This window comes from Streptomyces sp. a15 (assembly GCF_059026085.1).
The window spans coordinates 1-25,442 of the sequence record NZ_JBWLKM010000078.1; the positions used below are offsets into that span (position 1 = coordinate 1).

The following is a 25,442-nucleotide window of genomic DNA, read 5'->3' on the forward strand; positions in this document are numbered from 1 at the left end:
CAACGCCGCAGATCGGCGCCCGCCGCGGAGCGGCTGATGTCACTGCTGCCCCGCGTCTGCGGCATGATCCGCCGGACCGGCCCTAGGCCAGGAGCTCGCCCTCGATCACCGTCACCGCGCGGCCGGTCAGCAGGGTGCGGTCGCCGCGCAGTTCCGTACGGACGTGGCCGGAGCGCGGGGAGGCCTGCAGGCCGGTGAGGTCGGGGCGGCCGAGGCGCTCGGACCAGTAGGGGGCCAGAGCCGTGTGGGCGCTGCCGGTGACCGGGTCCTCGTCGATGCCGATGCGCGGGAAGAAGCAGCGGGAGACGAAGTCGTAGCCGCGGGTGGGGTCCTCGGCGCGGGCGGTGGCGATGATGCCGCGCTCCGAGTGGGCGGCGAGGGCCTTGAGGTCGGGCGTGAGCGTGTGCACCGTCTTCTCGTCCGGGAGTTCGACGAGCAGGTCGCCGATGTTCGGACCGGTGTCGAAGGCAGTGAGCGGCTCGGCGCCGAGCGCCTCGGCCACCCCGTCCGGGAGCTCGACCGCGGTGAGTGGCGCCGTCGGGAAGTCCAGGGTGATCGAGCCGTCCTCGCGGGGCGTCGCGATGAGCACGCCGCTGCGGGTGGCGAAGCGCATCGGGCCCTCGTGGGCGCCGCTGCGGTGCAGGACGTGCGCCGTGGCGAGCGTGGCGTGGCCGCACATGTCGACCTCGGCGGCGGGCGTGAACCAGCGCAGCGCCCAGTCGGCCTCGCCGCCCTCGGGCAGCCGGTGGGCGAACGCCGTCTCGGCGTGATTGACCTCCAGGGCGATGTCCTGGAGCCGGTTGTCTTCCGGGAAGGCGTCGAGGAGGAGGACTCCGGCCGGGTTGCCGGCGAAGGGCCGGTCGGTGAAGGCGTCGACGATTCGTATCCGCATGCCCCGACGCTAGGGGGTGCGCGCAGGCGCGGACCAAGGCCAATTCCGGAGTGTTGGCCCCAGTTGAGGGGCTTGCGGGCGGGCCGTCGCAAGCCAAGGGGCTTGCCTTGCCAACTGTTCCGATATATCGTTGAGGCATCGCGACAGATCAACGATGGAATGGAGTGATTGCGATGCGTTCCCACGGATTCGAACGTGGACATGGTGGTGCCGGTCGTGAGCGCGGCCGAGGCGGAGACGGTCGGCGGGGTGCCTTCGGGCCCTTCGGGCCGGGCGGCCCCGGTGGCGGTCCCGGCTTCGGCGGACCGGGCTTCGGGCCGGGACCCTGGGGGCCCCGGGGCCGAGGCGGACCGCGGGGGAGGGCGCGGCGCGGTGACGTGCGCGCGTCGATCCTGGCCCTGCTGAAGGACCGGCCCATGCACGGGTACGAGATGATCCAGGAGATCGCCGAGCGCAGTGGCGGGGCTTGGAAGCCCAGCCCCGGCTCGGTGTACCCCACCCTCCAGCTGCTGGAGGACGAGGGGCTGATCGCCAGTGCGACGGAGGGCGGCAAGAAGCTGTTCTCGCTCACCGACGCCGGCCGCACCGCGGCCGAAGAAGGCGCCGAGGCGCCCTGGGAGGAAGCCTCCCGCGGCGTCGACTGGGAAGCCCTCGGCGAGATCCGCCAGGCCGGCTTCGGTCTGATGGAGGCCTTCGGGCAGGTCTGGAAGACCGGCAGCAAGGAGCAGCGCGAAAAGGCGGTCGCCGTCATCAACGACGCCCGCAAGCGGCTGTACCTGATCCTCGCCGATGAGGACTGACGGCCCTACGGCAGTGACGTGGCGCCCCGTGGAGTGATCCGCGGGGCGCCTTCGCGTTGCCGGTCGAGCGGCCGTCAACCAGCCAGTGCGGCCGTCAGCCGACCAGTGCGGCCAGCTTGCGCAGCGACTCGTTCAGCGCGGCCGTCGCCGAGTCCTTCAGCTTGCCCGCCATCAGCGAGACGGCGGCGCCGGTGAACTCGCCGTCGATCCGGACCGTCGTGGCGTCGCCGTCGGGGGTGAGGGTGTAGCGCGTGGCCACGGTCACGGCCATCGGGCCCTTGCCGCGGATCGCGAGCACCCGGGCCGGCTCCAGCTCCTCGATGGTCCAGTCGACCTCGGCCGGGAACCCCATCAGCTTCATGTTCTCCTGGAACGTCCCGCCCACCGCGAGGGTTTCCGGGCCGCCCTTGGGGAAGCTCGTGTGCGTCGTGTTCCACTCGCCGTACGCGGACCAGTCGGTCAGCCGGGCCCAGACCTTCTCCGCGGGTGCCTCGATACGTGACTCCGCGCTGACTTCGGCCATGCGACCACCTCTTCGTGTCGGGCTACGGTGTCGCGGAACGTAGCCGGAGGGCCTGGAACATTCAATACTGATGAACCGTCAGAAGAGCTCGGAGTGCTGCGCGTCCCCAGCTCCTCAGCTCACGCGCCGTATCACCGCCGCGTCGAACAGGTCCCACGCGCGCGGGAACGCGCTCTCGTCGTGACAGTGCCACGCCTCCCAGAACAGGTCGGCGAGCAGCGCATCCTCCGGGGCGTACACCCGGTACACGTACTGCCTGCCGTCGACCGCCGGCAGAGCGACCAGCCAGGACCTGCTCTCCATGTCCGTGTGGGACGAACGACGGCGCGTCCCGGTTGCATTCGGGGCGCACGGCAAGGCGGCGAGCGCCGCTCGGGGCAAGAGGGCGTGATCTCATCCGTAAGGAGGAGATTCCGTCCCCCTGGGTCCGCTTCCCGTGGGACGCCAAGATGCTTCCTTTCGCGGATGACCCAAGAGCGCGGGACTGATGGGGTAGGGGATGTGCAACCCCGTATCCCCCGGCAGTCGGCCCAAGAGCCCGGCGGCCGGTCCCCGGTCCCGACGGACAACGATGCCAGGCTCAGTGCCGAACTGGCAGCGGTGGTCTCCGGTGCCCGGCGGCGGGCGGTCCGGGACGGGGACCGGCAGATCGACACGGCTCATCTGCTGCACTCCCTCCTGGAGGGCGACCCCGAGGTGCGGGACCTCTTCGACGCCGAACCGCAGTTCTCCCGCCTCCTCGGCTACCTCGTGCAGCGCAGCATCGGCTACGGGCTGCGCTGGCAGGGCAGCGTCGAGGACTCCGGTGCCGTACCGGTGGTGACCGAGACCGAGGGCTTCTCGCCGCTGGCCGCCGGGGCGATGGAGTACGCGTGGGCGCGCGCCGCCCGGCGCGGTGGCGGCCCGGCCCGCGGCATCGACCTCCTCGCGGCGATCGTCGTGGACCCGCAGGCACGGGCCGTCGAGGTGCTCGGCCGGGCCGGGATCGACGCGGGCGAGGTGTTCACCGAGGTCGAGCGCCGCTTGCAGGACACCCGGCGGGCGGGACCCCGGCGGTCCAGCCGCTGAGACAGGTGTCAACGGGGGTGACGCTCATGTCATCGCCTGTCATCATGTGCCGGTGCATACGTCTGAGAGCAGTCAGGGCAGCCGTGGAAGGGGCGTCGGGCTCGGCCTCGCGCTCGCGTCCGCGCTCGCCTTCGGCGGATCCGGAGTGGCGGCCAAGCCGCTGATCGAGGCGGGCCTCGACCCGCTCCACGTGGTGTGGCTGCGGGTGGCGGGCGCGGCCCTGGTGATGCTGCCGGTGGCCGTGCGCCACCGTGCACTGCTGCGCCGCCGCCCCGCGCTGCTCGCCGGGTTCGGTCTGCTCGCCGTGGCTGGCGTCCAGGCCTGCTACTTCGCCGCGATCTCCCGGATCCCCGTCGGTGTCGCGCTGCTCGTCGAGTACCTCGCGCCCGCCCTGGTGCTCGGCTGGGTGCGGTTCGTGCAGCGGCGTCCGGTGACCCGTGCCGCCGCGTTCGGTGTGGTCCTCGCGGTCGGCGGACTCGCCTGTGTCGTCGAGGTCTGGTCGGGTCTGAGCTTCGACGCCCTCGGTCTGCTCCTCGCGCTCGGCGCCGCCTGCTGCCAGGTCGGCTACTTCGTCCTGTCCGACCAGGGCAGTGACTCCGGCGACCAGGCACCCGACCCGCTCGGAGTCATCGCCTACGGCCTCCTCGTCGGCACCGCCGTACTGACCGTCGTCGCCCGCCCCTGGACCATGGACTGGGCCCTGCTCGCCCGCAGCGCGGACATGGACGGCACCCCGGTCGCCGCCGGTCTGCTGCTCGGCTGGATCGTGCTCGTCGCCACGGTCATCGCCTATGTCACCGGCGTGGTCTCGGTACGCCGCCTCTCCCCGGCGGTCGCGGGTGTCGTGGCCTGCCTCGAAGCCGTCATCGCCACCGTCCTCGCCTGGGTGCTGCTCGGCGAACACCTCTCGGCACCACAGATCATCGGCGGCGCGGTCGTCCTGGCCGGCGCGTTCATCGCGCAGTCGTCGGCGCCCGCCAAGAACTCCTCGGAGCCGGTGGCGTGCGGCGGCACGGAAAGGGAGTTGTCGGCCCGCGGAACCGCCACCTAAGCTCCCGATCATGCATTCCCACCGCATCGTTCTGCCGCCGCCGGCCGCCTGAGGCGGGCCCTCCGGAACTCTCGCCCGGCGCACTGCCGGGCGGAACGGTGCTGCCCGCAGACGAAGTCCGTGGACCCCGCCGAGCGGGCGTCCTTTCCCGAACTTCAGCGCATCTTGCGCATCTGCGGAGAGAACGCGTGTCGAATGCTGCTTCCGGCCTGCCCATCGGGCGAGGCCTTCTCTATCTGATCGTCGCCGGTGTCGCCTGGGGCACCGCCGGTGCGGCGGCCTCCCTGGCCTATGGGGCCAGTGACATCGGACCCGTCGCCCTGTCCTTCTGGCGCTGCGCGGCCGGGCTGGTCCTGCTGCTCGCCGCCCGCCTCCTGCGAACGGGCGGTGCGCGGGCCGCCGTACGGGAACCACTGCGTCACAAGGCGCGGCGTGCCGGTGTCACCGGTGTCTGTCTGGCCGTGTTCCAGACGGCCTACTTCGCGTCCGTCGAGGCCACCGGACTCGCCGTGGCCACCGTCGTCACCCTCGGCGCCGGTCCCGTCCTCATCGCGCTCGGGGCGCGGCTGGCCCTGGGGGAGCGGCTCGGGCGGGGCGGGGTGCTCGCCGTTGCCGGGGCGCTCGCCGGGCTCGGGGTGCTGATGCTCGGGGGCGAGGAAGCGTCCGTACGGCCGTGGGGTGTGCTGTTCGGGCTGCTTTCGGCGGCCGGGTGTTGTGTGATGACCCTGGTCACGCGGGGGCGGGGCCGTGACGGCGGGGCGGATGCCGCGAGTACGTCCGTGTGGACGTTCGCCGTCACCAGCCTGTGCCTGCTGCCGTTCGCCCTGGCCGAGGGGCTGGTGCCGCACACCGCCGAACCCGGGCTGCTCCTGTGGCTGTTGGCCTACATCGCGGCCGTCCCGACCGCCCTCGCCTACGCCCTCTACTTCGCGGCCGCCGCGGTCGTCCGATCGACCACGGTGTCGGTGATCATGCTGCTGGAGCCGGTGGGTGCCGCGGTGCTCGCCGTGGCGCTGCTCGGTGAGCGGCTCACCGTGACCACGCTGGCCGGGACCCTGCTGATGCTCGGGTCGGTCGCCGGGCTGGCGGTGGCGGAGACGCGGGGCGCGGCGGACGGGGAAGCGGTGCTCGTGTGACGACGAGGGGCCCTTCCCGAAGGAAGGGCCCCTCGAAGCTCACTGTCCGCGCCTGTCCAGCAGGTGCCCGCGCGCCGCCGCGTCGCGCGGACCGCTCCGGTCCGCGAGACCGGCCGCGATCCGGTCCTGGACCTCCGCGGGCCGGTGCCCCGCGTACTTGAACTTCGCCCGTACGGCCACCACCTCGAGCCGCAGGCCGCGGATCCCGGACAGCTGCCTCCCGTACGGCGCCTCGCCCACCGCCGCGCGTGCGGAGCCGCCCTCCGGCTGGAAGTGGCCGACCTGCCGGTTGAGGAGGGCGGCCTTCTCCGCCGGATCGTCCACGACGTGGGCCGTGCAGCGGAGTTGGACCGCCGCGTACAAGCTGGTGGGCGTGCCGTGCTCGGACGGGGTGTCCGGAGGCGCCTGCCAGGGGCCGGGGACGTACACATAGTCGTCGACCACGCTCAGCAGAACCTCCGGGTTCGCCTCCAGGGCGTCCCACAGAGGGTTCGGGCGGGCCAGGTGCGTGAGCGCCTCGCCGCGCTCGGCGTCGTAGACGAAGTGCAGGGGCTGGACGTACGGCGGCTCGCCAGGGAGGCCGTTGACGGCGAGCTGCCCGAAGTCGTGGACGGCCAGCCAGCGTTGCCATTCGGCGTCGTCGCGGGGCGCGTCCCAGGGATGGATCAGCATCACAGGGCCTTGAGGTAGCCGGGGACCTCGGTGCCGGGGGCGAGGTCGGCGTCGCCGACCGGGGTTTCGTAGCCCTTGCGCAGCGGGACGACGCCGGCCCAGTGCGGGAGGGCGAGGTCCTCGGGCTCGTCGTTGACGCCGCCGGTGCGGAGCTTGGCCGAGACCTCGTCGAGGTCGAGGCGGATCACGGCGGTGGCGGCGAACTCCTTCTTGTTGGCCGGCCGCGAGTCGCGGGACCGGCCCGGTACGACGTGGTCGACCAGCGCGTCCAAGGCCAGCCGCTTCTCCTCCGGATCCGTCACGTCGTGGGCGATGCCGTGCACGACGACCGACCGGTAGTTGATCGAGTGGTGGAAGGCCGAGCGCGCCAGGATCAGCGCGTCGACGTGCGTGACCGTCAGGCACACCGGGAGCCCGGGGTCGGCCTGTCCGGTCATCCGCAGTGGGCGCGACCCCGTCGAGCCGTGGACGTAGAGCCGCTCGCCGACCCGGCCGTACAGCGTGGGCAGTACGACCGGGGTGCCGTCACGGACGAAACCCAGGTGGCAGACGTAGGCCTCGTCGAGTATCGCGTGCACCAGTTCCTTGTCGTACGAGGCCTTCTGCGCGGCGCGGGTGGGGACGGTGCGGTCGGTCGGGGCGTAGGCGGCGGGCTGCTTCGTCGTCTGCTGGGTCCCCTGCATTGCGCTCTCCATTGCACTAGTGCATACTTGGCTTTGTGCTAGGAGATTACCGGATCGAAGGCCGGCGCGCAGCGGAGATTTCGGCGAGCATCGAGCAGGCGGTGGGCACCGGCGAACTGATGCCCGGCCAACTGCTCCCCCCGATGCGGGAGTTGGCCATCGAACTGGGCGTGAATCCCAATACGGTCGCGGCCGCCTACCGCACCCTGCGCGAGCGCGGGGTCATCGAGACCGCCGGGCGCCGGGGCAGCCGGGTGCGGCCCAAGCCGGCCACCACCGGGCGCGAGCACATCCGGGTGGATGTGCCGGAGGGGGTGCGCGACGTGTCGAACGGCAACCCGGACCCCGCGCTGCTGCCCTCCCTGGCGCAGGCGTTCGCGGCGGCCGCCGAGCAGAGCGACCGGCAGCCGGTCATGTACGGAGAGGCCCCCGTCGAGCCGGAGTTGGCGCGGATCGCCCGCGCCGAGCTGGACGCCGACGGGGTGCCGGACGGGCCCCTCGCCGTGGTGTCAGGCTCGCTGGACGCCATCGAGCGGGTCCTCGCCGTCCACCTCAAACCGGGGGACACCGTCGCCGTGGAGGACCCGGGGTGGGGCAGTCTCCTCGACCTCGTACCGGCGCTCGGGCTGCGCACCGCCCCCGTGGGCGTCGACGACGAGGGGCCGCTCCCGGACCAGGTGCGCGGTGCCCTGGCGGGCGGGGCACGCGCCCTGATCGTCACCGACCGGGCGCAGAACCCGACCGGTGCCGTGGTGAGCGCCACGCGCGCGCGTGCCCTGCGGTCCGTGCTCCGGGCGCACCCGGAGACCCTGCTGATCGAGGACGACCACGGCCACGGCATCGTCGACCTGCCCCTGCATCCCCTGGCGGGCGTCACCCGCAGCTGGGCCTTCGTGCGCTCGGTCGCCAAGGCGTACGGCCCCGACCTCCGGCTCGGCGTGCTCACCGGGGACGCCGTCACCGTCGACCGGGTGCGCGGACGGCAGCGGCTCGGGCCCGGCTGGGTCAGCCGGATCACCCAGAGGGCCGTGGTGCGGCTGTGGGCCGACGGCGCGCTGGACACACCGGCGGTGGCGGCGGCCTACCGGGCGCGCCGGGACCAGCTGATCGGTGCGCTCGCGGCACGTGGCATCGAGGCCCACGGACGGTCCGGCCTGAACGTGTGGATCGCCGTGCCCGACGAGACCGGAGCCGTCGCCCGGCTGCTGCACTCCGGCTGGGCCGTCGCCCCCGGCGCCCGCTTCCGGATGAGCGCACCGCCCGGCATCCGGATCAGCGTCTCGACCCTCGACGCCGACGAGACCGGACCGCTGGCGGACGCGGTCGCCGCCGCCCTCGGTCCGGCCGCGGTCCGGAGTTATGTCTAGAGCTTCGGGCCCCGGTCCGGAGTTACGTCCAAAGCTCCGGCTCTGGCCCGACCTCCGTCTAGAGCTTCGGCCTGGGCCTGACCTGCGTCAGCGCCGCCCCCGCCAGCACGATCGCCGCCCCCACCGGTGTCGACCAGCTGAGCGACTCGCCGAGGATCGCGACGCCGGCGGCGGTGGCGATGACCGGGATGAAGTAGGTGACCATCTGGGCCGTCGTCGGGCCGACCTCGGCGACCAGGCCGTACTGGAGGAGGACCGCGAGGCCCGTGCCGAGGGCTCCCAGGGCGGCGATCGCCAGCAGGGGAGTGATCGCGAAGTGGGTCGGCAGGCTGGTGAACAGCGGGGTGACGACCGCCAGTTGGAGCGTCGCCAGCAGCAACTGGGCCCCGGTCAGCGACAGGTTCGAGTGGCCGGCGCCGGCCAGGGTGCGACGGACGTAGATCCAGCCGATCGGGTAGCTGAGCGAGGCCAGCAGGGCCATCGCCGTGCCCGAGGCGTCCAGGCCGTGGAAGCCCTGCCAGGCGCCGAGGACCGTCAGGACGCCGAGGAAGCCGAGACCGAGACCGGCGACCCTGACCCGGGTCGGCCGGTCCTCGGACAGGGCGACCAGGGACAGCGCCATGCCCCACAACGGAGAGGTCGCGTTGCAGATGCCCGCGAGCGTGGAGGGGATCGTCAGCTCGGCGTAGGCGAAGAGCGAGAACGGCAGCGCGTTCAGGAAGAACGCGGCGACCGTCAGATGCGCCCAGGTGCGCGCGCCGCGCGGGAGCCGCTCCCGCCGCACGGCCATCGCGGCGGCGAGCACCGCCGTGCCGAAGACCAGGCGGCCGAGCGTGACCTGGAAGGGGGCGTAGCCCTCGGTGCCCACCTTGATGAGCAGGAAGCTGAAGCCCCAGATCAGTGAGAGGGCTCCGAAGCGCAGACGCCAGTCGAGGGCGGGGCGGGGCCGGGACGCGGTCTTGGCCGCGGTGCGGGTGGCGGTGACGGTGCTCATGGGCACCACGATGGCGTCCACAACCTCGTAGCACAATCGAGATTTCTCGCCCGATACCTCGTAGTATTGCTTACATGTTGAACCTGGAGCGCCTGCGCACTCTCGACGCCCTCGCCCGGCACGGCTCGGTCAGCGGCGCCGCCGAGGGGCTGCACATCACGACCTCGGCCGTCTCGCAGCAGATGTCCAAGCTGGAGCGGGAGGTCGGCCAGCAGCTCCTCGCCAAGAACGGGCGGGGGGTGCGGCTCACGGACGCGGGCCGGCTGCTCGCCGAGCACGCGGCGCGCATCCTGTCCCAGGTCGAACTCGCCCAGTCCGACCTGGAGGCCCAGCGCGGCCAGGTCGTCGGCGAGCTCAGACTGTCGGCGTTCCCGACGGCCGCGCGCGGCCTGTTCCCCAGCGCACTCGCCGCCCTGCGCGCACAGCACCCGGCCCTGCGGATCCGCTCCTGCGAACTGGAACCCGAGGGCGGCATCGCCGGGGTGATCCGCGGCGACCTCGACCTCGCCGTGGTCCTCGACTGGTACAACAAGCCGATGCCGCTGCCCGACGGCCTGGTCAAGGCGCCGATCCTGGACGACCCCGCCGACGTGGCGATGCCGGCCGGCCACCGGCTCGCGGACCGCGCCGAGGTGGACCTCGCCGAGTTCGCCGAGGACGAGTGGATCACCTGGGGCGAGGGCGAGTTCTGCCACGAGTGGCTGATGTTCACGCTGCGCTCCAAGGGCATCGAGCCGATCGTCGGCCACCGCGCCGCCGAGACGCACACCCAACTCGGGCTGGTCGCCGCGGGATTGGGGGTGTGCATCGCCCCCGTGCTGGGGCGGGAGCCGATGCCCGCCGAGGTCGTCACCGTCCCGCTGAAGCAGCGGGTGCGCCGGCATGTGTACGTCGTCTGGCGCGCGGACGCCGACCGCCGCCCGTCGATCCGGGCGGCGGTCAAGGCACTCAAGTCGGCGGCCGAGAAGCTGGGTTGAGCTACAGCGAACTTGGGTTGAGCTACAGCGAACCCAGCTTGCGGAAGTCCCAGGAGACGATCTTCTCCGGGGTCAGCCGTATCCACGCGTGCCGGCCGTCGTGCGGCATCTCGTCCAGGCGGAAGTTCTTGCGCGCGAACAGCGTTTCGGGCAGGTCGAGTTCCGCGCACAGCTCGCCGGTGCGGGGAGCCTCGCCCACGAACTCCACGGCGCCCGACAGCTCGACGCCGCGCAGTTCGTCGTATTCCTCGCCCGTGTCCACCACGATCGCGACCCGTGGATCGCGCCGCAGATCGGTCCACCGCTTGCTGCGCACCACCGAGTACAGCCACATCGACGTGCCGTCCCAGGCGAACCAGAGCGTGCTCACGTGCGGGGCGCCGGCCGCGGTCACGGTGGCGACCCGGCAGGTGCGCTGGCTGGTGAGGAACTCGTCCAGCTCACCGGGTGTCATCATGATCTTCCGGCCCCGGCGCTGAGTGACGGTCATGCGGCCCCCTCTTTCTCCCACGTCGTGCCAGAGGAGATCCTCTGACATCACGTCAGAAAAAGCATGAGGCGTCTTCCGTCCCCGCGCAATGGTGGCTAGTCTCACCTGCCCCACACCGTCGGCGACAAGGGGAAACCATGCCGTCGTACGACCGCCTCGGCGAGCTGCTCGACCCCGCGACCACCGTCCTGCTCACCGTCGAGTGCCAGCAGGGCGTCGTCGGACCTGACAGCGCCCTGCCCGAACTCGCCAAGGAGGCACGCTCGTCGGGAGCCCTCGCCAACGTCGCCCGGCTGGTCGCCGCCGCGCACGAGGGCGGTGTCCAGGTGATCCACGCGATCGCCGAACGCCGCCCCGACGGCCGCGGCGCCAGCCGCAACGCCCGCCTCTTCCGCGCCGCCGAACGGCTGCCCGTGCAGCAGCTGTCCGGCACCACCGCGGTGCGCCTGGCGGCGCCGATCGAGGTCGCCGAGGAGGACTTCGTCGTACGACGGCTGCACGGACTGTCTCCCATCCAGGGCACCGAGGTCGATGCACTGCTGCGCAACCTGGGCTGCCGCACGCTGATCGTGACCGGGGTCTCGGCCAACGTGGCGATCCCCAACGCCGTCTTCGACGCCGTGAACCGCGGCTACACCGCCGTCGTACCGACGGACGCCATCGCGGGGGTGCCCTCCGACTACACCCCCGCGATGATCCGCAACACCCTCGCATTGGTCGCCACGGTCGCGACCACGGACGAGGTGCTGGCCTGCGTCAGCCGGCAGCGCCGTACGGTCCGGCGCTGACGGTCACGCGAGGGTGATCGAATCCCCGCTCACGGTTATCTGCATCTCGGGCAGCGGCGTCTTCGCCGGACCGCTCTTCACGCTGCCGTCGGTGATCGAGAAGTTGCTGTTGTGACAGGGGCAGTTGATGACGCCGTCGGCGACGCTCTTCACCGCGCAGCCCTGGTGGGTGCAGGTGGCCGAGAACGCCTTGAACTCGCCCGCCGTCGGCTGCACCACCACCACCTTCTGGTCGGCGAAGACCTTCCCGCCGCCCTCGGGGATGTCGGCGGTCGACGCGAGCGCCGTGCCGCCCCCGGCGTTGCCGCCGGCCGAACCGTCCCCGGTGGGGCTGCTGCTGGACGAGTCGGCGGGGGCGGACGAACTCGACGAGTCGTCGTCCGAGCCGCCACACGCGGTCAGCGCGACGGCGAGCCCAGCTGCTCCGGCCGCCGCAACGACGGTACGACGGCCCGGCCCCGACGTGGACTTGAACGATGCGCTGGTCATGGTGCGATTCCCTTCGGAAGACTGCGCGATCTGCCGACAGGTACGGTCGGTGCAGATCGCCTGTTCAGACGATGTCGAAATCTTGACCTGCTCTCGTTGAGCCGTGGGTAAAGCGGCGCTATCGGTTCGCTGTCCGGCCTGTCGGTTTCCTGTCGGAGCCGGCGCACCGCCGTCCGGGCCGCATCCGATGGCCGTCCATACGTCGGTAATCTGGGGCGATGCTCAAGGAAGTCATCGCGACCCGCTACATCACGCCCCTGCGTGAGGGCGGCTCGCTGCCGGGGCTCGTCGAGGCCGACGATCTCGGAACGTACGTCATGAAGTTCACCGGTGCCGGGCAGGGCCGCAAGACGCTGGTCGCCGAGGTGGTGTGCGGGGAACTCGCCCGGCGGCTCGGTTTTCGGATGCCGCGCCTGGTGACGATGGGCCTCGACCCGGTGCTGGGGCTCGGCGAACCCGACCAGGAGGTGCAGGAGCTGCTCAGGTCCAGCGGCGGCACCAACCTCGGCATGGACTTCCTCTCCGGCGCGCTCGGCTTCGACCCGCTCGCGTTCACGGTGAGCCCCGCGGAGGCCGGGCGGATCGTCTGGTTCGACGCGCTGGTGAACAACGTCGACCGCTCCTGGCGCAACCCCAACCTCCTGATGTGGCAGGGCGAGCTGTGGCTCATCGACCACGGCGCGACCATGATCTGGCACCACAACTGGCCCGGCGCCGAGGCCTCGGCGGTCCGCCCGTACGACGCCTTTGACCACGTTCTGACGCCCTTCGCGCCCGATGTCGCCGCGGCCGCCGCCGCGCTCGCGCCGCTGGTCACCGAGGAGCTCCTGGCCGAGGTCACCGCCGAGATCCCGGACGTGTGGCTGTCGGACGAGCCCGGTTTCGACACGCCGGACGACCTCCGTCGCGCCTACGCGCGCCCACTGGTCGCGCGCGCCGCCGTCGTCCACGACCGCATCAACGGCATCGAGGGCATCGAGGGAAGCAAGTGACCGAGCGCCACATCATCAGGGGGAGCGACCGCAACGAGCGGGACGTCTTCGAGTACGCGCTGCTGCGCGTCGTACCCCGTATCGAGCGCGGCGAGTGCATCAACGCCGGGGTGCTGGTGTACTGCCGTGCCCAGTCCTACGTCGGCGTGCGCACCCACCTCGACGAGGCGAAGCTGCTGAGCCTCGACCCGGACGCGGACCCGGCCGGCGTACGGGCCGCCCTGCGTGCCGTCGAGCGGATCTGCGCGGGCGACGAGGCGGCGGGTCAGGCCGCTCGCGACGACGCCGGACGACGCTTCCGCTGGCTGATCGCGCCTCGCTCGACGGTCGTCCAGCCGGGGCCCGTGCACACCGGGCTGACCACCGACCCGGCGGCGGAGACCGACCGGCTCCTCGGCCTGCTGGTGCGGTGACGGAGCCGGCGCCGCCGCGTGCCGCCCGTCAGGACCGACGTCGCGTCACCACATAGCCGATCGCGAGGACGCCGCCGGCGACCAGGGTCAGGCCGACTCCGGTGGTCCAGCCGCTCGGTCCGGAGGCCGACGCCCCGCCCAGCCCGCCGCGCACGCCCTGCGTCGGGGTGACGGCCGCCGTCGGAGTCGCGGTGACGACGGGCGCGGCGGTCATGGCGGGAGCGGTGGTCCTGGCGGGAGCCGCGGTCGAGGAGGTGACGGGGGCGCCGCGCCGGGGCAGTGCCTCGCAGGCGATGCCGTCGTCGGGGCCCTGGTCCTCGTCGAGCCGGTTCGGATCGAAGGGGTTCGAGTCGAACACGGCCTGCGCCTCCTCCTGGTAGGTGAAGTGGCTGCAGTCCAGATCCTGGGCGTGAGCGATGTCGGCCAACGGCACTATCGCGGCGATCGCGATCAGCGTGCCGGCGGCACCGGTACGACGGCGCATGGAGCGCCTCCTTTCCGGCCACGAGTGGCCCGCGCTCCGACGCTATGGGCCATATGGCGCAGGGGCGCGCAGCGCTGAGCCGATCGGGTGCCGCGGGTGGCCGCCGGTGCGCGACGATGGCGGGCGGGCGCGGCCTGCCCGGCCTGGCGGCGCAGGTAATGGATCACACACCACCGGCCTGCCGTTGACACCGCGTGCCAGGGCTTCTAGCGTCACGTCTGCTGAAGGTACTAAGCGGTCGCTCACCACATGGGCGTCTTTCTCGAGGGCGAGGAGAACCAGCAATGTCCACCACTGAGCAGCGGGTCGCCGTGGTCACCGGCGGAGCGCGCGGCATCGGCGCCGCCACCGCCGTACGACTGGCCGCCGAGGGGCGCGCGGTCGCCGTGATCGACCTCGACGAGGCCGCCTGCAAGGACACCGTGGAGAAGATCACCGCGGCGGGCGGCAAGGCGATCGCGGTCGGCGCGGACGTCTGTGACGAGGCCCAGGTCGAGGCGGCCGTCGCGCGCGTCGTCGCGGAGCTCGGCGCCCCGACGATCCTCGTCAACAACGCGGGCGTGCTCCGCGACAACCTGCTGTTCAAGATGAGCGTCTCCGACTGGGACACCGTCCTGAACGTGCACTTGCGCGGCTCGTTCCTGATGACCAAGGCCGTCCAGAAGCACATGGTGGACGCCGGCTTCGGCCGGGTCGTCAACCTCTCCTCGTCCTCCGCGCTCGGCAACCGCGGCCAGGCCAACTACTCCGCCGCCAAGGCCGGTCTGCAGGGCTTCACCAAGACCCTCGCCATCGAGCTCGGCAAGTTCGGCATCACCGCCAACGCCGTCGCCCCCGGCTTCATCGCCACCGACATGACCGCCGCGACCGCCGCCCGGGTCGGCATGGGCTTCGAGGAGTTCAAGGCCGCGGCCGCCACCCAGATCCCGGTGGCGCGCGTCGGCGAGCCCGACGACATCGCCAACGCCATCGCCTTCTTCACGGGCGAGGCGGCCGGTTTCGTCTCAGGCCAGGTGCTGTACGTCGCCGGCGGACCGCTCGACTAGGGACCAGGAACATGACTTCGATGGAACTCCCCGAGCTTTCGGGCAAAGTCGCGCTCATCACGGGCGCCAGCCGCGGCATCGGCTACGGCATCGCCGAGGCGCTCATCGCGCGCGGCGACCGCGTGTGCATCACCGGGCGCAACGAGGACGCCCTCAAGGAGGCCGTCGAGCAGCTCGGCGCCGACCGGGTCATCGGCGTCGCGGGCAAGGCCCACGACGAGGCCCACCAGGCCGTCGCCGTCGAGCGCACGATGGAGGCCTTCGGCCGCGTCGACCACCTGGTCAACAACGCCGGTACCAACCCGGTGTTCGGGCCGATCGCCGACCTCGACCTGAACGTCGCCCGCAAGGTGTTCGAGACGAACGTGGTCTCGGCCCTCGGGTTCGCGCAGAAGACCTGGCACGCCTGGCAGAAGGACAACGGCGGCGCGATCGTCAACATCGCCTCCGTCGCGGGTGTCTCCGCCTCGCCCTTCATCGGCGCCTACGGCATCAGCAAGGCCGCGATGATCAACCTGACCCTCCAGCTGGCGCACGAGTACGCGCCCAAGGTGCGGGTCAACGCGATCGCCCCGGCCGTCGTGAAGACCAAGTTCGCGCAGGCCCTGTACGAGGGCCGGGAGGCGGAGGCGGCCGCGTCCTACCCGCTGGGCCGGCTCGGCATGCCCTCCGACATCGGGGGCGCCGCGGCGTTCCTCACCTCGGAACAGTCCGACTGGATCACCGGCCAGACGCTCGTCGTCGACGGCGGCATCTTCCTGAACGCGGGCGTGGGCTGACCTTCCGCACATCGGCACGGGCGCTCGTCCACGAGGGCGGCGCCCGTGTCGCATTCCGGACCTTCTGCCCTTGATGACAACGTCGTCATACGCAATTCGATCAAGAGGCCGATTCGAAGGTAGGTTCTGCGGGTGAATCGCTGCGGTATGGTCTGCCGACCCTTGGTACGGCATTTCGAGGAGCAAGCGCGTGTTCATCCGGAACCGATACCTGCCGCCACTCGCGGCCCTCGCGTCCATATCCCTGGTGGCCGGATGTGGTGTGTTCTCCTCGGACGCCTCCGGAGACGAGGCGCCGCTCGTCGTGGGAACCACCAGTGCTCCGGCCACGCTGGACCCCGCGGCGTCCTGGGACAACTCCTGGGAGCTGTTCCGCAATGTGTACCAAACCCTCCTGAACTACTCCCCCGGTGCGGCCGAGCCCGAGCCCGACGCCGCCGAGAGCTGCAGGTTCACGGACGATTCGAGCACCGTGTACAGCTGCACGCTGCGCAAGGACCTGAAGTTCTCCGACGGGCACACGCTGGACGCCAAGGCCGTCAAGCACTCGATCGACCGGATCAAGGAGATCAACGTCAATGGCGGACCCGCGGGTCTGCTGGGGACTCTCTCCCGGGTGCAGGTGAAGGGCGACCGTGAGGTCGTCTTCCATCTCAGCCAGCCCGACGCCACCTTCCCCCTGGTGCTGACCACGCCCGCCATGTCGATCGTGCATCCCGAGGAGTACCCCGCGGACGCGCTCCGCAAGGACGGAGAGATCAGCGGCTCGGGGCCCTACAGCCTTGCTTCCTTCGAGGAGGGCAAGAAGGCCGAGCTCGTCCGCAACGACAACTACAAGGGCATAGCGGACCGCAAGAACAGCGCCGTCACCATCCGTTACTTCCAGCAGTCGGACGAGATGGTCAAGGCCCTCAAGGACAAGCAGATCGGGGTCATCTATCGCGGTCTCGGCGCCTCGGACACCGTGGACCTCGACGCCAACCAGAAGGCGGAGAAGCTCCAGCTCGTCGCGAACCCCACGACCGAGATCAGTTACCTGGTCTTCAATCCCAGCGACCCGTGGGCCGCGAAGCCCGCGGTCCGCAAGGCTGTCGCCCAGGTCATCGACCGCCCGGCGCTCGCGCACAACGTCTACAAGGACACGGTCGAGCCGCTGTACTCCATGGTCCCCAGGGGCCTGGTGGGCCACACCACGGGCTTCTTCGACGACTACGGGGCCCCCAGCGTGCCCAAGGCCGAGCAGATCCTCAACGAAGCGGGCATCAGCGAGCGCGTGCCGCTGACGCTCTGGTACACGAGCGACCGCTACGGCTCGACGACCAAGCCCGCCTTCGAGGAGCTGAAGCGGCAGCTCGAGGCCTCCGACCTGTTCACGGTCACCCTCAAGAGCCGCCCCTGGAAGAACTACGTCGAGGGATACCAGAAGGGCGAGTACCAGGTGTTCGGGCGCGGCTGGTTCCCCGACTTCAACGACGCCGACAACTTCATCGCGCCCTTCGTGGGCGAGCAGAACGCGCTCGGTACCCCGTACGAGGCACCCGAGATCACCGGCAAGCTGCTGCCGGAGTCGCGTGCGGAGAGCGACCGCGCGGCCGTGGGCAAGCAGATCGAGGAGGCCCAGCAGATCCTCGTGGACGACGCGCGGCTGCTGCCTCTGTGGCAGGGCAAGCAGTATGTGGCCGCGAACGAGGAGATCGCCGGTCTGGAGAAGGTCATCGACCCGGCGACGATGATGGTCATGTGGGAGCTGTACTGGAAGACCAGCTGGTAGCGGGACCGGTTGTGCGGTCCGCGGGGCCGGCTGTCAGTGGTCGCCTGTAGGTTCTGTGGCCTGGACGTGAGCGCACGTCCCAGTGACCGCACACCGTAAGGAAGTTGACGTGACCGACATCGCCATGCTGCCCGAGTCCTGGCGCGGGGTCCTGGGCGACGAGCTGCAGCAGCCCTACTTCAAGGAGCTGACGGAGTTCGTCGAGGAGGAGCGAGCGAAGGGTCCGGTCCACCCTCCGCGCGAAGAGGTCTTCGCCGCGCTGGACGCGACGCCGTACGAGCGGGTGAAGGTCCTCGTCCTCGGCCAGGACCCGTACCACGGCGAGGGGCAGGGACACGGCCTGTGCTTCTCGGTCCGTCCCGGTGTGCGGACCCCGCCTTCGCTGCGCAACATCTACAAGGAGATGAAGGAGGAGCTCGGGCTGCCGATCCCGGACAACGGCTATCTGATGCCGTGGGCCCAGCAGGGCGTCCTGCTGCTCAACGCGGTCCTCACGGTCCGGGGCGGCGAGGCCAACTCGCACAAGGGCCGGGGCTGGGAGAGGTTCACGGACGCGGTGATCCGCGCGGTGGCCGACCGGCCCGACCCGGCGGTGTTCGTGCTGTGGGGCAACTACGCGCAGAAGAAGCTCCCGCTGATCGACGAGACCCGGCACGTGGTGGTCAAGGGCGCCCATCCCTCCCCGCTGTCCGCCAAGAAGTTCTTCGGCTCCCGCCCGTTCACGCAGATCAACGAGGCGGTCGCCCGCCAGGGCCACCAGCCCATCGACTGGACCATCCCGAACCTGGGCTGACTCCCGAACCTGGGCTGACTCCCGAACCTGGGCTGACTCCCGAACCTGGGCTGACTCCCGAACCCGGGCCTGACCCCACCGCCGGGCCGGTTCACCCCCGAACCGGCCCGGTGCCGCCTGCCCGTGATTGTCGGTGGCGGCGGTTAGCGTCGGCAGGGACAGCCGGCGAGGGTGCGGAGGACGCGGTGGCGGAGCGACAGGAGCAGGCGGCCGTGGATGCCGTGATGACGCGGATCGGGCAGATCGTGATGCTGCATCACGCGGGGGACCGCGAGGAGGCCCGGCAGCGCTTCCTGGGGCTGTGGGCGGAGCTCGGTGAGGACGGCGACCCCTTGCACCGCTGCACGCTGGCCCACTACATGGCCGACACCCAGGACGACCCGTTCGACGAACTCGCCTGGGACCTGAGAGCGCTGACGGCCGCGGAGGAACTGACGGACGACCGGCTCCGCGAGCACGAAGGGGCACTCGCCGTGCGCGCGCTGTACCCGTCGCTGCACCTGAACCTGGCCGCCGACTATGTGAAACTCGGCCGCACGGAGGCCGCCCGCACCCATCTGCGCCGGGCGCGAGGAGCGTCCGACGCACTGGCCGACGACGGCTACGGGGACGGGGTGCGGGGCGCGATCAGCAGACTCGCGCTGCGGCTCGGCGAAGGGGACGCCTCCCGCGAGTGAGCGGGCGGGCCGCCCCGACACCGGCCGGAGCGGCCGGCGGCTCACCGCCCGTACGTCTGCTCGCAGATCACCGCCTCCGGGCTGTCGGCCCGCCAGCCGCCGTACTGCCTGCCCAGGGCGCAGACGTCCTTCGCGTCCTCGGGGAGGGACTTGGCCACGTCGGGGATCTCGACGGGCGGCTTCCCGTGGCGTCCGGCCTCGGGGCGGCGAGGTTCGGGATGCGCCGGATGTACCGGGTGGGAGCGTGGCGGTCGCTCGTGCGCCTGCGGCGGGGCCGAGGAGGCACCGCCGTGCGGCGGGGCCGCTGTCGGGTCCGGGCGCCGGGACGGGCCGATCATTTCCAGGGCCTCGCGGACCGGCGCCTGCACGATCTGCGGCTCGGACTGCCCGCCTTGCCGGGGCGCCGACGGCTGGGACGGCGGTGCCGGCGGGCCGGACACGAGCGGGCGCTGGACCGTCACACAGCCGGAGAGGGCCGAGACAGCCACGGTGACCAGGAGCGTTGCGGTGGTCGTCGTTCGATGCACCCGCGCAACTCTGCTGGCTCCGGGGGCCTTTGGACAGCGGACCAGCGGAGGTTGCCCCGCACGGGTGATCTCCGCCTCGTACGAGGGGGCGGCTCGGCGGTGGCTGACGGACGCACCGGGCGGGGTGTCGGGCAGGTCCCCGCCGCCGGTCTCAGTCTCCCGTCGCGCCGTCGATGCGTTCGCGCAGCAGGTCGGCGTGGCCGTTGTGGCGGGCGTACTCCTCGATCATGTGCGTGTAGATCCAGCGCAGGCTGAACGGCTCGTCGGTGAACCGGCTCTTGCCGCGCGAGAGTTCGTCCAGGCCGAAGCCGGCGGCATTGCGCCGGGCGATCTCGATCTCGGCCTGCCAGGTGCCGTACGCCTCCTTCCAGGTGTCCGCCTCGGTGAGATGGAACTCGCCGTCCCGGTCCTCCTCGGTGTAGTAGATCGGCCCCGGATCGTCGCCCACCAGCACCTTGCGGAACCAGCCCCGCTCGACCTCCGCCATGTGCCGCACCAGGCCCATCAGGGACAGCTCGGACGGTTCCGCCGAGGCGGTCCTGAGCTGGGCGTCGGTCAGGCCCTCGCACTTCCACGCCAGGGTCTGGCGGTGGTAGTCCAGCCAGCCCTCCAGCATGGTGCGCTCGTCGGCGTTCTGGGCGGGTTCGCTGCGCTGCGTTGTCATGGACGCATCGTCGCCCACCGCGCCCGCCCCCACCATGGGTTTTCGACGGCCCGACCGACCGGCGGCCGCCACGGCGGCCGTATGCTTCCGGCATGACCCCGGCAGGCAACCGCTGAAGGAGACCCCGTGAAGGTCGGCTGCATCGGACTCGGTGACATCGCGCAGAAGGCGTATCTGCCGGTGCTCGGCGGCCGCCCCGGGATCGAACTGCACCTCCAGACCCGCACCCCGGCGACCCTCTCCCGGGTCGCCGACGGCCTCCACCTCCCCGAGGAACAGCGCCACACCGACCTGGACTCCCTCCTCGGCCAGGACCTCGACGCCGCCTTCGTGCACGCGCCGACCACCGTGCACCCCGACCTCGTGACGCGGCTGCTGGAGGCGGGCGTACCGACGTACGTCGACAAGCCGCTGGCGTACGAACTGGCAGACTCGGTGCGGCTGGTGGAACTCGCCGAGCAGCGGAACGTGAGCCTGGCCGTCGGCTTCAACCGGCGCTATGCCCCCGGGTACGCGCAGTGCGCCGATCACCCGCGCGAGCTGATCCTCATGCAGAAGAACCGGATCGGGCTCCCGGAGGAGCCGCGCGCGATGATCCTGGACGACTTCATCCATGTCGTGGACACCCTGCGCTTCCTCGTGCCCGGCGCCATCGACGACGTGACCGTGCGCGCCCGCACTCAGAACGGCCTGCTGCACCACGTCGTGCTCCAGCTCGCCGGGGACGGCTTCACCGCGCTCGGCGTCATGAACCGGCTCAGCGGCTCGGCCGAGGAGATCCTGGAGGTGTCCGGGCAGGACACCAAGCGTCAGGTGGTCAACCTCGCCGAGGTGATCGACCACAAGGGCCAGCCGACCGTGCGGCGGCGCGGCGACTGGGTGCCGGTGGCCCGGCAGCGCGGCATCGAGCAGGTGGTGCTCGCCTTCCTGGACGCCGTGCGCGCGGGCAAGGTGCTCAGCGCCCGGGACGCGCTGGCGACTCACGAACTGTGCGAGCGGGTGGTACGCGCGGTTCAGGAGACGGGCGCCTGACCCGAAGCGTCCGTACGCCCTCGGCGACGCCCCACACACCGAGGATCAACAGGGCCGCCCGTACCGCCCAGTCGCCGTAGCGGACGTACGGCGTGACGCCGTCGGCCAGCGGCACCTCGTACACCTCGCTCGTGCTCGCGCTCGTGCCGAGCCACTCTCCGATGCGCTGTCCGCTCGCTCCGTAGACGGCGGACACGCCGGTCAGCGTCGCGTGGACCATCGGGCGGCCGGTCTCGGCGGCGCGCAGCGCGGCCAGCGAGGCGTGCTGTTCGGGGGCCCAGCTCTGCTGGAAGGTCGAGGTCGCGGACTGGCCGATCAGCACGTCGGCGCCGTCCTCGGTGAGATGGCGGGTCATGTCGGGGAAGGCGGTCTCGAAGCACACCATCGGGCCGAACCGCAGTCCGTTCCCGGCGTTCATCACCACCTGACCGGAACCCTTCCTGCGGTCCTCGCCCGCCGCCTCGCCCACCGAGGTCGCCCAGCCGAGCAGCGAGCGGGCCGGGATGTACTCGCCGAAGGGGACGAGCCGCATCTTGTCGTAGCGGTCGCCGGTGGGGCCGTCCGGCCCGACCAGGATCGAACTCTTGTAGATGCCGGGCTTGTCGGAGCGCCGGGCGTCCACGTTGACCAGGATGTCGGCGCCCGTCGCGCGTGACAGCGCGGCGATCCTCTGCGCGAGGTCGGGCCGGGCGCCGAGGTCGTAGCCGACGCTGCTCTCGCCCCAGACGATCAGGTCGACGTCCTGTCCGGCGAGCTCGCGCGTGAGCCGTTCCTCCTGGGCGAAGCGCCGGTCGGGACCCGCGACGACACCCGGCTGCACGACCGCGATCCTGGCCTGCCCGTCGAGGTCGGGGCGCGGCGACCACACCCAGGCCGCCGAGGTGACCGCCGCCGTGGCGACGAGCCCGGCCACGGCCGGCACCCGGGACGCACGGACCGCGACCAGCACGGCGACGGCGACATTGACGCCCACCACCAGGAAGCTGAGCAGCCACACCCCGCCCACCGAGGCCAGCCGAAGCGCCGGTTCCACCTGCCACTGACTCGCGCCGAGCACACCCCACGGGCCGCCGAGCCCCTGCCAGGAGCGGACCAGCTCGACCGCCAGCCAGCCCGAGGGCAGGACGAGCAGCGCGGCAGCGATCCTGCCCCGGGAGGGCGTTCCGGCCAGGCAGCGGCGCACCAGCCAGCCCCACGGGGCCCACAGCGCGCCCAGCAGTGCGGCGATTATGAAGGTGAACACGTGCAGGTTCGGCAGCAGCCAGTGGTGCATCGCCAGCATGAAGCCGAACCCACCGCACCAGCCGTCGTACGCCGCCCGTTTCCCGGTCGGTGCCGAGCGGATCAGCACGATCCAGGGGACGAGGGCGACGTACGCGCACCACCACAGGGACGGGGCGGGAAAGGCGAGTACGGGCAGGGCGCCCGCCGCGACGGCGACGGTGGAGCGCCGCCACGGGGAGGTGAGCCAGTGGCCGAACGACTTCATACGGCACCTCCTACCCCGTGGGTCTCTCCAGTGTGCGTGCTGCGGCAGACGCCGGGACAGTGGACGTCGGCTCAGTTGATCACAGGTGCCGGCTGCGGGTCCGGCAGGCGTCGCCACTTCTCCTGGACCAGCACCTCACGCAGCCGCCAGCCGTCGTGGGTGCGCAGCAACCCGAAGGCGTACCGCCCGCCGCACACGAGGTCAGGGGCCGCCGGGCCGCCCTCGGAGTCGGCCAGGCGCATCGGATTGACGTAGTCGGCCTGTACGTGGGCGGTGTCGCCGGTGTCCTGCTCCAGGAGGCCGAAGCGGACCCGGCGGTTCACGATCAGATGCTGTCGCATCGCGAACAGCCGCATGCTCTCCTCGAGCCAGGCGGCGACCTTCTCGGCGTCTCCCTCGATTCCGCCGGCCGAGCGGTAGTCCGCGCGCCCGTCGGGTGTGAACAGCCCTCGATACGCCTGCCAGTCGCCGTCGTCCACCGCCGTCGCGTAGTCGGTGATCAGTTCGTCGAGGGCCAGTCGGTCCATCACGGTCGCGAGCTCCACACGCTGCGTCATCGGCTCAGTGTTGGGCATGGCGGGTCCGCAGCCAAGGGGGACGCGGTGTCGAAGTCACCAACTCCCTGTGACAGGCGGCGGCGACGAAGGGTGACCGGAGTACCCATAAGGTGATCCCCATGCCTGCCACGTTGAGTTCCACCAAGACCCGCGCCGCGTTGCGCACATCGGCGCGTGTCTCCGGGGAGGTGTTGCTGGTTCTCGTGATGCTCGCGGTGGCCTTGTGGGTATTGGGCCGGATGTGGTCGGTGGTCTGGCCGTTCATAGTGGGCCTGCTCCTCACCACGCTGACCTGGCCCCTGGCGCGTTTCCTGCGCCGTCGCGGGTGGGGCCCCGCGCTGGCCGCGTCGGTGGTGACCGTGTCGTTCCTCGTGGTCGTCACGGGCGTCGTGGCGCTGATCGCGGTGCCGGTGGCGTCCCAGTCCGGTGAGTTGACCGACGGTGTGGTCGAAGGCATCCAGAAGCTGCGTGAGTGGGCCGCCGGGCCGCCGTTGAACATCGAGGACGCCCAGATCACCAAGGCTGTCGACACCGCGGTCGCCCGCGCCCAGGACGGCCTCGGCAGCATGGTCAGCACGGTCGTCACGGGAGTGAGCACCGTGGTCAACGGCGTGGTCACCGCCGTCCTGGCGCTCTTCCTGATGTTCTTCTTCCTCAAGGACGGACCGCGGTTCCTGCCGTGGCTCGCCCGTCAGCTGCCCGGCCGGCTCGCCACCGACGTTCCGACCGTGGCCGAACGCAGCTGGGACACCCTGGGCTCGTTCGTGCGTTCCCAGGCGGCCGTCGGCCTGCTCGACGCCGTTCTGATCGGCCTCGGCCTGTGGATCGTCGGGGTGCCGCTGGTGCTTCCGCTGGCGGTGCTGACCTTCGTCTCCGCGTTCGTGCCGATCGTGGGCGCCCTGTTCGCCGGTTTCGTCGCGGTGCTCATCGCGCTGGTCTCGAACGGCCTGACGGACGCGCTGATCGTGCTGGCCATCATCGTCGTGGTGCAGCAACTCGAGGGCAACGTGTTCCAGCCCATGATCCAGAGCCGCGGGCTCGGCCTGCACGCGGCGGTGATCCTGCTGGCGGTGACGCTGGGCGGCAGCCTGGCCGGCATCGTGGGCAGCCTGCTCGCCGTGCCGATCGCCGCGCTGATCGCGGTGGTCTGGAACTACGTACGCGAGCAGCTCAGCGACGCGCCGCAGGAGCCGGGGACCGGCGGGTCGCACACCGGTGACGTCGCCCCGACGTAGCGGGGATCGGCCGTATGCCGGGGCTTCGCTCCCCATGTCACAAACATCCGGGGCTGTCTCGTCTCAGTGTGAGAGACGGCGACAACGACGAGCGCGGCCGAGCTGGAACTGCTGGAGCAACTGGGCGCGGAGGCCGTCGTGATGGACGGGCTGGACGCGATGTCGGTCGGCCGGGCGCTGGCCCGCGCCCGCCCGGACACGATCGTGCACCAGATGACCGCGATCTCCGTGGCGCACGCCGGCAAGCCCGGCCTGAGGCACATGGTCCGCTGGTTCGCCACCACCGTCCGGCTGCGCACCGAGGGGACGGACCACCCGCCGGCCGCCGTCGAGGCCACCGGCGTCTCTCACTTCGTCGCGCAGAGCCACGCCTCCTGGAACGGCATCCGCGAGGGTGGACGGGTGAAGACCGAGGAGGACCCGCTGGACCCGGAGACGGGGACGATCGCGCACGCGAGGGCGGCAGCGATCCGCTATCTCGAGGACGCGGTCGTCAAGGCCGGCGGAGCGGTCCTGCGATACGGCGGGTTCTACGGGCCGGGCGCCACCGACGACCAGGTCGAGCTCGTGCGCAAGCGGCAGTTCCCGCTCGTCGGGGGCGGCACCGGCTACCTCGCTGGTGCACCTCGACGACGCGGCGAGCGCGACCGTCCTGACCGTCGAGCAGAAGGCGCAGGGGCGTGTTCAACATGGTCGACGACGAACCGGCCCCGGCCCGGGAGTGGCTGCCGTATCCGGCGGCGTGCGCGGGGGCGAAACCGCCGATGCGGGTTCCCAAGTGGCTGGCCCGGCTGCTGGCCGGGGACGTGGCGGCTCAACGGGGCGGCACAGGGCGGGTGTTCAGGCCGCCTCGACGACGGTGCCGCGGATCGCGGCCGCCCACTCGACGACCAACAGCTCGTACTCCGCGCGCTCCTGGGCCGAGAGGGTGCCGCCCGCGCGCAGCCAGAGCGCGCGGATCTGCTCGTTCACCTCGGCGGCGGACCGCACGGAGGCAGAGGCCATGGAATCGGGGGACATGCGCACAAGCGTAGGCGCAAGCACTGACAGTCC

The 25,442-nt window shown here is 71.4% G+C and carries 30 protein-coding genes; 16 read left to right on the plus strand and 14 right to left on the minus strand.

Annotation, left to right across the window (positions count from 1 at the left end; genetic code table 11):
- Positions 1-82: 82 nt before the first annotated feature.
- Entirely contained in the window at positions 83-892 is an 810-nt protein-coding gene (locus AC5P09_RS41775; RefSeq protein ID WP_493878923.1) for a PhzF family phenazine biosynthesis protein, read from the minus strand.
- A 173-nt stretch (positions 893-1,065) separates the two neighbouring features.
- Here AC5P09_RS41775 and AC5P09_RS41780 point away from each other — a divergent pair, with 173 nt between their 5' ends.
- Positions 1,066-1,692: a PadR family transcriptional regulator gene (locus AC5P09_RS41780; protein WP_493878924.1), complete on the plus strand. Its 627-nt coding sequence runs from the start codon at positions 1,066-1,068 to the stop codon at positions 1,690-1,692.
- A 94-nt stretch (positions 1,693-1,786) separates the two neighbouring features.
- Here AC5P09_RS41780 and AC5P09_RS41785 read toward each other — a convergent pair whose 3' ends face one another.
- Complete coding sequence (locus AC5P09_RS41785; RefSeq protein WP_493878925.1) at positions 1,787-2,215, minus strand: type II toxin-antitoxin system Rv0910 family toxin; 429 nt, start codon at positions 2,213-2,215, stop codon at positions 1,787-1,789.
- Between the two features lie 114 nt (positions 2,216-2,329).
- Entirely contained in the window at positions 2,330-2,518 is a 189-nt protein-coding gene (locus AC5P09_RS41790) for a hypothetical protein (RefSeq protein WP_493878926.1), read from the minus strand.
- A 198-nt stretch (positions 2,519-2,716) separates the two neighbouring features.
- Between AC5P09_RS41790 and AC5P09_RS41795 the strand changes: the two genes are divergently transcribed.
- The 3 genes from AC5P09_RS41795 to AC5P09_RS41805 all read left to right on the plus strand — a co-directional run bounded on the left by AC5P09_RS41795 (position 2,717) and on the right by AC5P09_RS41805 (position 5,470).
- Complete coding sequence (locus tag AC5P09_RS41795; RefSeq protein WP_493878927.1) at positions 2,717-3,283, plus strand: Clp protease N-terminal domain-containing protein; 567 nt, start codon at positions 2,717-2,719, stop codon at positions 3,281-3,283.
- Positions 3,284-3,329: 46 nt separating this feature from the next.
- Positions 3,330-4,334: an EamA family transporter gene (locus tag AC5P09_RS41800; protein WP_493878928.1), complete on the plus strand. Its 1,005-nt coding sequence runs from the start codon at positions 3,330-3,332 to the stop codon at positions 4,332-4,334.
- A 188-nt stretch (positions 4,335-4,522) separates the two neighbouring features.
- Positions 4,523-5,470 carry a DMT family transporter gene (locus tag AC5P09_RS41805; RefSeq protein ID WP_493878929.1) on the plus strand — a complete coding sequence of 316 codons (948 nt, stop codon included), beginning with the start codon at positions 4,523-4,525 and terminating at the stop codon, positions 5,468-5,470.
- A gap of 39 nt (positions 5,471-5,509) precedes the next feature.
- Here the strand turns inward: AC5P09_RS41805 and AC5P09_RS41810 are convergent, their stop codons facing one another.
- Both AC5P09_RS41810 and AC5P09_RS41815 read right to left on the minus strand, forming a co-directional pair.
- A complete protein-coding gene (locus tag AC5P09_RS41810) occupies positions 5,510-6,142 on the minus strand; it encodes an FMN-binding negative transcriptional regulator (RefSeq protein ID WP_493878930.1) in 633 nt (210 codons plus the stop codon).
- A complete protein-coding gene (locus AC5P09_RS41815; RefSeq protein WP_493878931.1) occupies positions 6,142-6,825 on the minus strand; it encodes a pyridoxamine 5'-phosphate oxidase family protein in 684 nt (227 codons plus the stop codon). Before AC5P09_RS41815 ends, AC5P09_RS41810 begins: the two co-directional genes overlap by 1 nt.
- Positions 6,826-6,860: 35 nt before the next feature.
- On the opposite strand from AC5P09_RS41815, the gene AC5P09_RS41820 reads away from it, so the two are divergent.
- On the plus strand, positions 6,861-8,192 hold the full coding sequence (locus tag AC5P09_RS41820; RefSeq protein ID WP_493878932.1) for an aminotransferase class I/II-fold pyridoxal phosphate-dependent enzyme: 1,332 nt from the start codon (positions 6,861-6,863) through the stop codon (positions 8,190-8,192).
- A 58-nt stretch (positions 8,193-8,250) separates the two neighbouring features.
- Here the strand turns inward: AC5P09_RS41820 and AC5P09_RS41825 are convergent, their stop codons facing one another.
- Positions 8,251-9,186: a DMT family transporter gene (locus AC5P09_RS41825; RefSeq protein WP_493878933.1), complete on the minus strand. Its 936-nt coding sequence runs from the start codon at positions 9,184-9,186 to the stop codon at positions 8,251-8,253.
- Between the two features lie 74 nt (positions 9,187-9,260).
- On the opposite strand from AC5P09_RS41825, the gene AC5P09_RS41830 reads away from it, so the two are divergent.
- Positions 9,261-10,163 (plus strand): LysR family transcriptional regulator, encoded by a 903-nt coding sequence (locus AC5P09_RS41830; RefSeq protein WP_493878934.1) that lies wholly within the window; start codon positions 9,261-9,263, stop codon positions 10,161-10,163.
- Between the two features lie 22 nt (positions 10,164-10,185).
- Here the strand turns inward: AC5P09_RS41830 and AC5P09_RS41835 are convergent, their stop codons facing one another.
- Positions 10,186-10,653 (minus strand): pyridoxamine 5'-phosphate oxidase family protein, encoded by a 468-nt coding sequence (locus AC5P09_RS41835; RefSeq protein ID WP_493878935.1) that lies wholly within the window; start codon positions 10,651-10,653, stop codon positions 10,186-10,188.
- Positions 10,654-10,790: 137 nt separating this feature from the next.
- Here AC5P09_RS41835 and AC5P09_RS41840 point away from each other — a divergent pair, with 137 nt between their 5' ends.
- Complete coding sequence (locus AC5P09_RS41840; protein ID WP_493878936.1) at positions 10,791-11,441, plus strand: cysteine hydrolase family protein; 651 nt, start codon at positions 10,791-10,793, stop codon at positions 11,439-11,441.
- A 3-nt stretch (positions 11,442-11,444) separates the two neighbouring features.
- On the opposite strand, the gene AC5P09_RS41845 is transcribed toward AC5P09_RS41840, so the two are convergent.
- Positions 11,445-11,930, minus strand: coding sequence for a Rieske (2Fe-2S) protein (locus AC5P09_RS41845; protein ID WP_493878937.1), 486 nt, complete (start codon positions 11,928-11,930; stop codon positions 11,445-11,447).
- Positions 11,931-12,148: 218 nt separating this feature from the next.
- On the opposite strand from AC5P09_RS41845, the gene AC5P09_RS41850 reads away from it, so the two are divergent.
- Positions 12,149-12,922, plus strand: a complete 774-nt coding sequence (locus tag AC5P09_RS41850) for a HipA family kinase (RefSeq protein ID WP_493878938.1) — start codon at positions 12,149-12,151, stop codon at positions 12,920-12,922.
- Complete coding sequence (locus tag AC5P09_RS41855) at positions 12,919-13,335, plus strand: DUF3037 domain-containing protein (protein WP_493878939.1); 417 nt, start codon at positions 12,919-12,921, stop codon at positions 13,333-13,335. Before AC5P09_RS41850 ends, AC5P09_RS41855 begins: the two co-directional genes overlap by 4 nt.
- A 28-nt stretch (positions 13,336-13,363) precedes the next feature.
- On the opposite strand, the gene AC5P09_RS41860 is transcribed toward AC5P09_RS41855, so the two are convergent.
- Positions 13,364-13,819 (minus strand): excalibur calcium-binding protein, encoded by a 456-nt coding sequence (locus tag AC5P09_RS41860; protein ID WP_493878940.1) that lies wholly within the window; start codon positions 13,817-13,819, stop codon positions 13,364-13,366.
- Positions 13,820-14,103: 284 nt separating this feature from the next.
- Between AC5P09_RS41860 and fabG the strand changes: the two genes are divergently transcribed.
- The 5 genes from fabG (at position 14,104) to AC5P09_RS41885 (ending at position 18,885) form a co-directional block, all read left to right on the plus strand.
- Positions 14,104-14,865, plus strand: a complete 762-nt coding sequence (gene fabG, locus AC5P09_RS41865; protein WP_493878941.1) for a 3-oxoacyl-ACP reductase FabG — start codon at positions 14,104-14,106, stop codon at positions 14,863-14,865.
- Between the two features lie 20 nt (positions 14,866-14,885).
- Positions 14,886-15,644 (plus strand): SDR family oxidoreductase, encoded by a 759-nt coding sequence (locus tag AC5P09_RS41870; RefSeq protein ID WP_493878959.1) that lies wholly within the window; start codon positions 14,886-14,888, stop codon positions 15,642-15,644.
- Between the two features lie 190 nt (positions 15,645-15,834).
- Positions 15,835-17,415, plus strand: coding sequence for an ABC transporter substrate-binding protein (locus AC5P09_RS41875; protein WP_493878942.1), 1,581 nt, complete (start codon positions 15,835-15,837; stop codon positions 17,413-17,415).
- 109 nt (positions 17,416-17,524) lie between these two features.
- Positions 17,525-18,208, plus strand: a complete 684-nt coding sequence (locus tag AC5P09_RS41880; RefSeq protein WP_493878943.1) for a uracil-DNA glycosylase — start codon at positions 17,525-17,527, stop codon at positions 18,206-18,208.
- A gap of 185 nt (positions 18,209-18,393) precedes the next feature.
- Positions 18,394-18,885: a hypothetical protein gene (locus AC5P09_RS41885; RefSeq protein ID WP_266443488.1), complete on the plus strand. Its 492-nt coding sequence runs from the start codon at positions 18,394-18,396 to the stop codon at positions 18,883-18,885.
- Positions 18,886-18,926: 41 nt separating this feature from the next.
- On the opposite strand, the gene AC5P09_RS41890 is transcribed toward AC5P09_RS41885, so the two are convergent.
- Positions 18,927-19,412 (minus strand): hypothetical protein, encoded by a 486-nt coding sequence (locus AC5P09_RS41890; RefSeq protein ID WP_493878944.1) that lies wholly within the window; start codon positions 19,410-19,412, stop codon positions 18,927-18,929.
- 151 nt (positions 19,413-19,563) lie between these two features.
- Positions 19,564-20,076 carry a DinB family protein gene (locus tag AC5P09_RS41895; protein WP_307673321.1) on the minus strand — a complete coding sequence of 171 codons (513 nt, stop codon included), beginning with the start codon at positions 20,074-20,076 and terminating at the stop codon, positions 19,564-19,566.
- A 126-nt stretch (positions 20,077-20,202) separates the two neighbouring features.
- Here AC5P09_RS41895 and AC5P09_RS41900 point away from each other — a divergent pair, with 126 nt between their 5' ends.
- Positions 20,203-21,108 carry a Gfo/Idh/MocA family protein gene (locus AC5P09_RS41900; protein ID WP_493878945.1) on the plus strand — a complete coding sequence of 302 codons (906 nt, stop codon included), beginning with the start codon at positions 20,203-20,205 and terminating at the stop codon, positions 21,106-21,108.
- Here AC5P09_RS41900 and lnt read toward each other — a convergent pair.
- Both lnt and AC5P09_RS41910 read right to left on the minus strand, forming a co-directional pair.
- Positions 21,032-22,597 (minus strand): apolipoprotein N-acyltransferase, encoded by a 1,566-nt coding sequence (lnt, locus tag AC5P09_RS41905; RefSeq protein ID WP_493878946.1) that lies wholly within the window; start codon positions 22,595-22,597, stop codon positions 21,032-21,034. The two genes, AC5P09_RS41900 and lnt, sit on opposite strands and share 77 nt — an antisense overlap.
- A gap of 71 nt (positions 22,598-22,668) precedes the next feature.
- A complete protein-coding gene (locus AC5P09_RS41910) occupies positions 22,669-23,154 on the minus strand; it encodes a nuclear transport factor 2 family protein (protein WP_493878947.1) in 486 nt (161 codons plus the stop codon).
- Positions 23,155-23,273: 119 nt separating this feature from the next.
- Here AC5P09_RS41910 and AC5P09_RS41915 point away from each other — a divergent pair, with 119 nt between their 5' ends.
- Positions 23,274-24,389 carry an AI-2E family transporter gene (locus AC5P09_RS41915; protein WP_493878948.1) on the plus strand — a complete coding sequence of 372 codons (1,116 nt, stop codon included), beginning with the start codon at positions 23,274-23,276 and terminating at the stop codon, positions 24,387-24,389.
- An 840-nt stretch (positions 24,390-25,229) separates the two neighbouring features.
- On the opposite strand, the gene AC5P09_RS41920 is transcribed toward AC5P09_RS41915, so the two are convergent.
- Positions 25,230-25,409 carry a hypothetical protein gene (locus AC5P09_RS41920; protein WP_493878949.1) on the minus strand — a complete coding sequence of 60 codons (180 nt, stop codon included), beginning with the start codon at positions 25,407-25,409 and terminating at the stop codon, positions 25,230-25,232.
- Between the last annotated feature and the right edge of the window lie 33 nt (positions 25,410-25,442).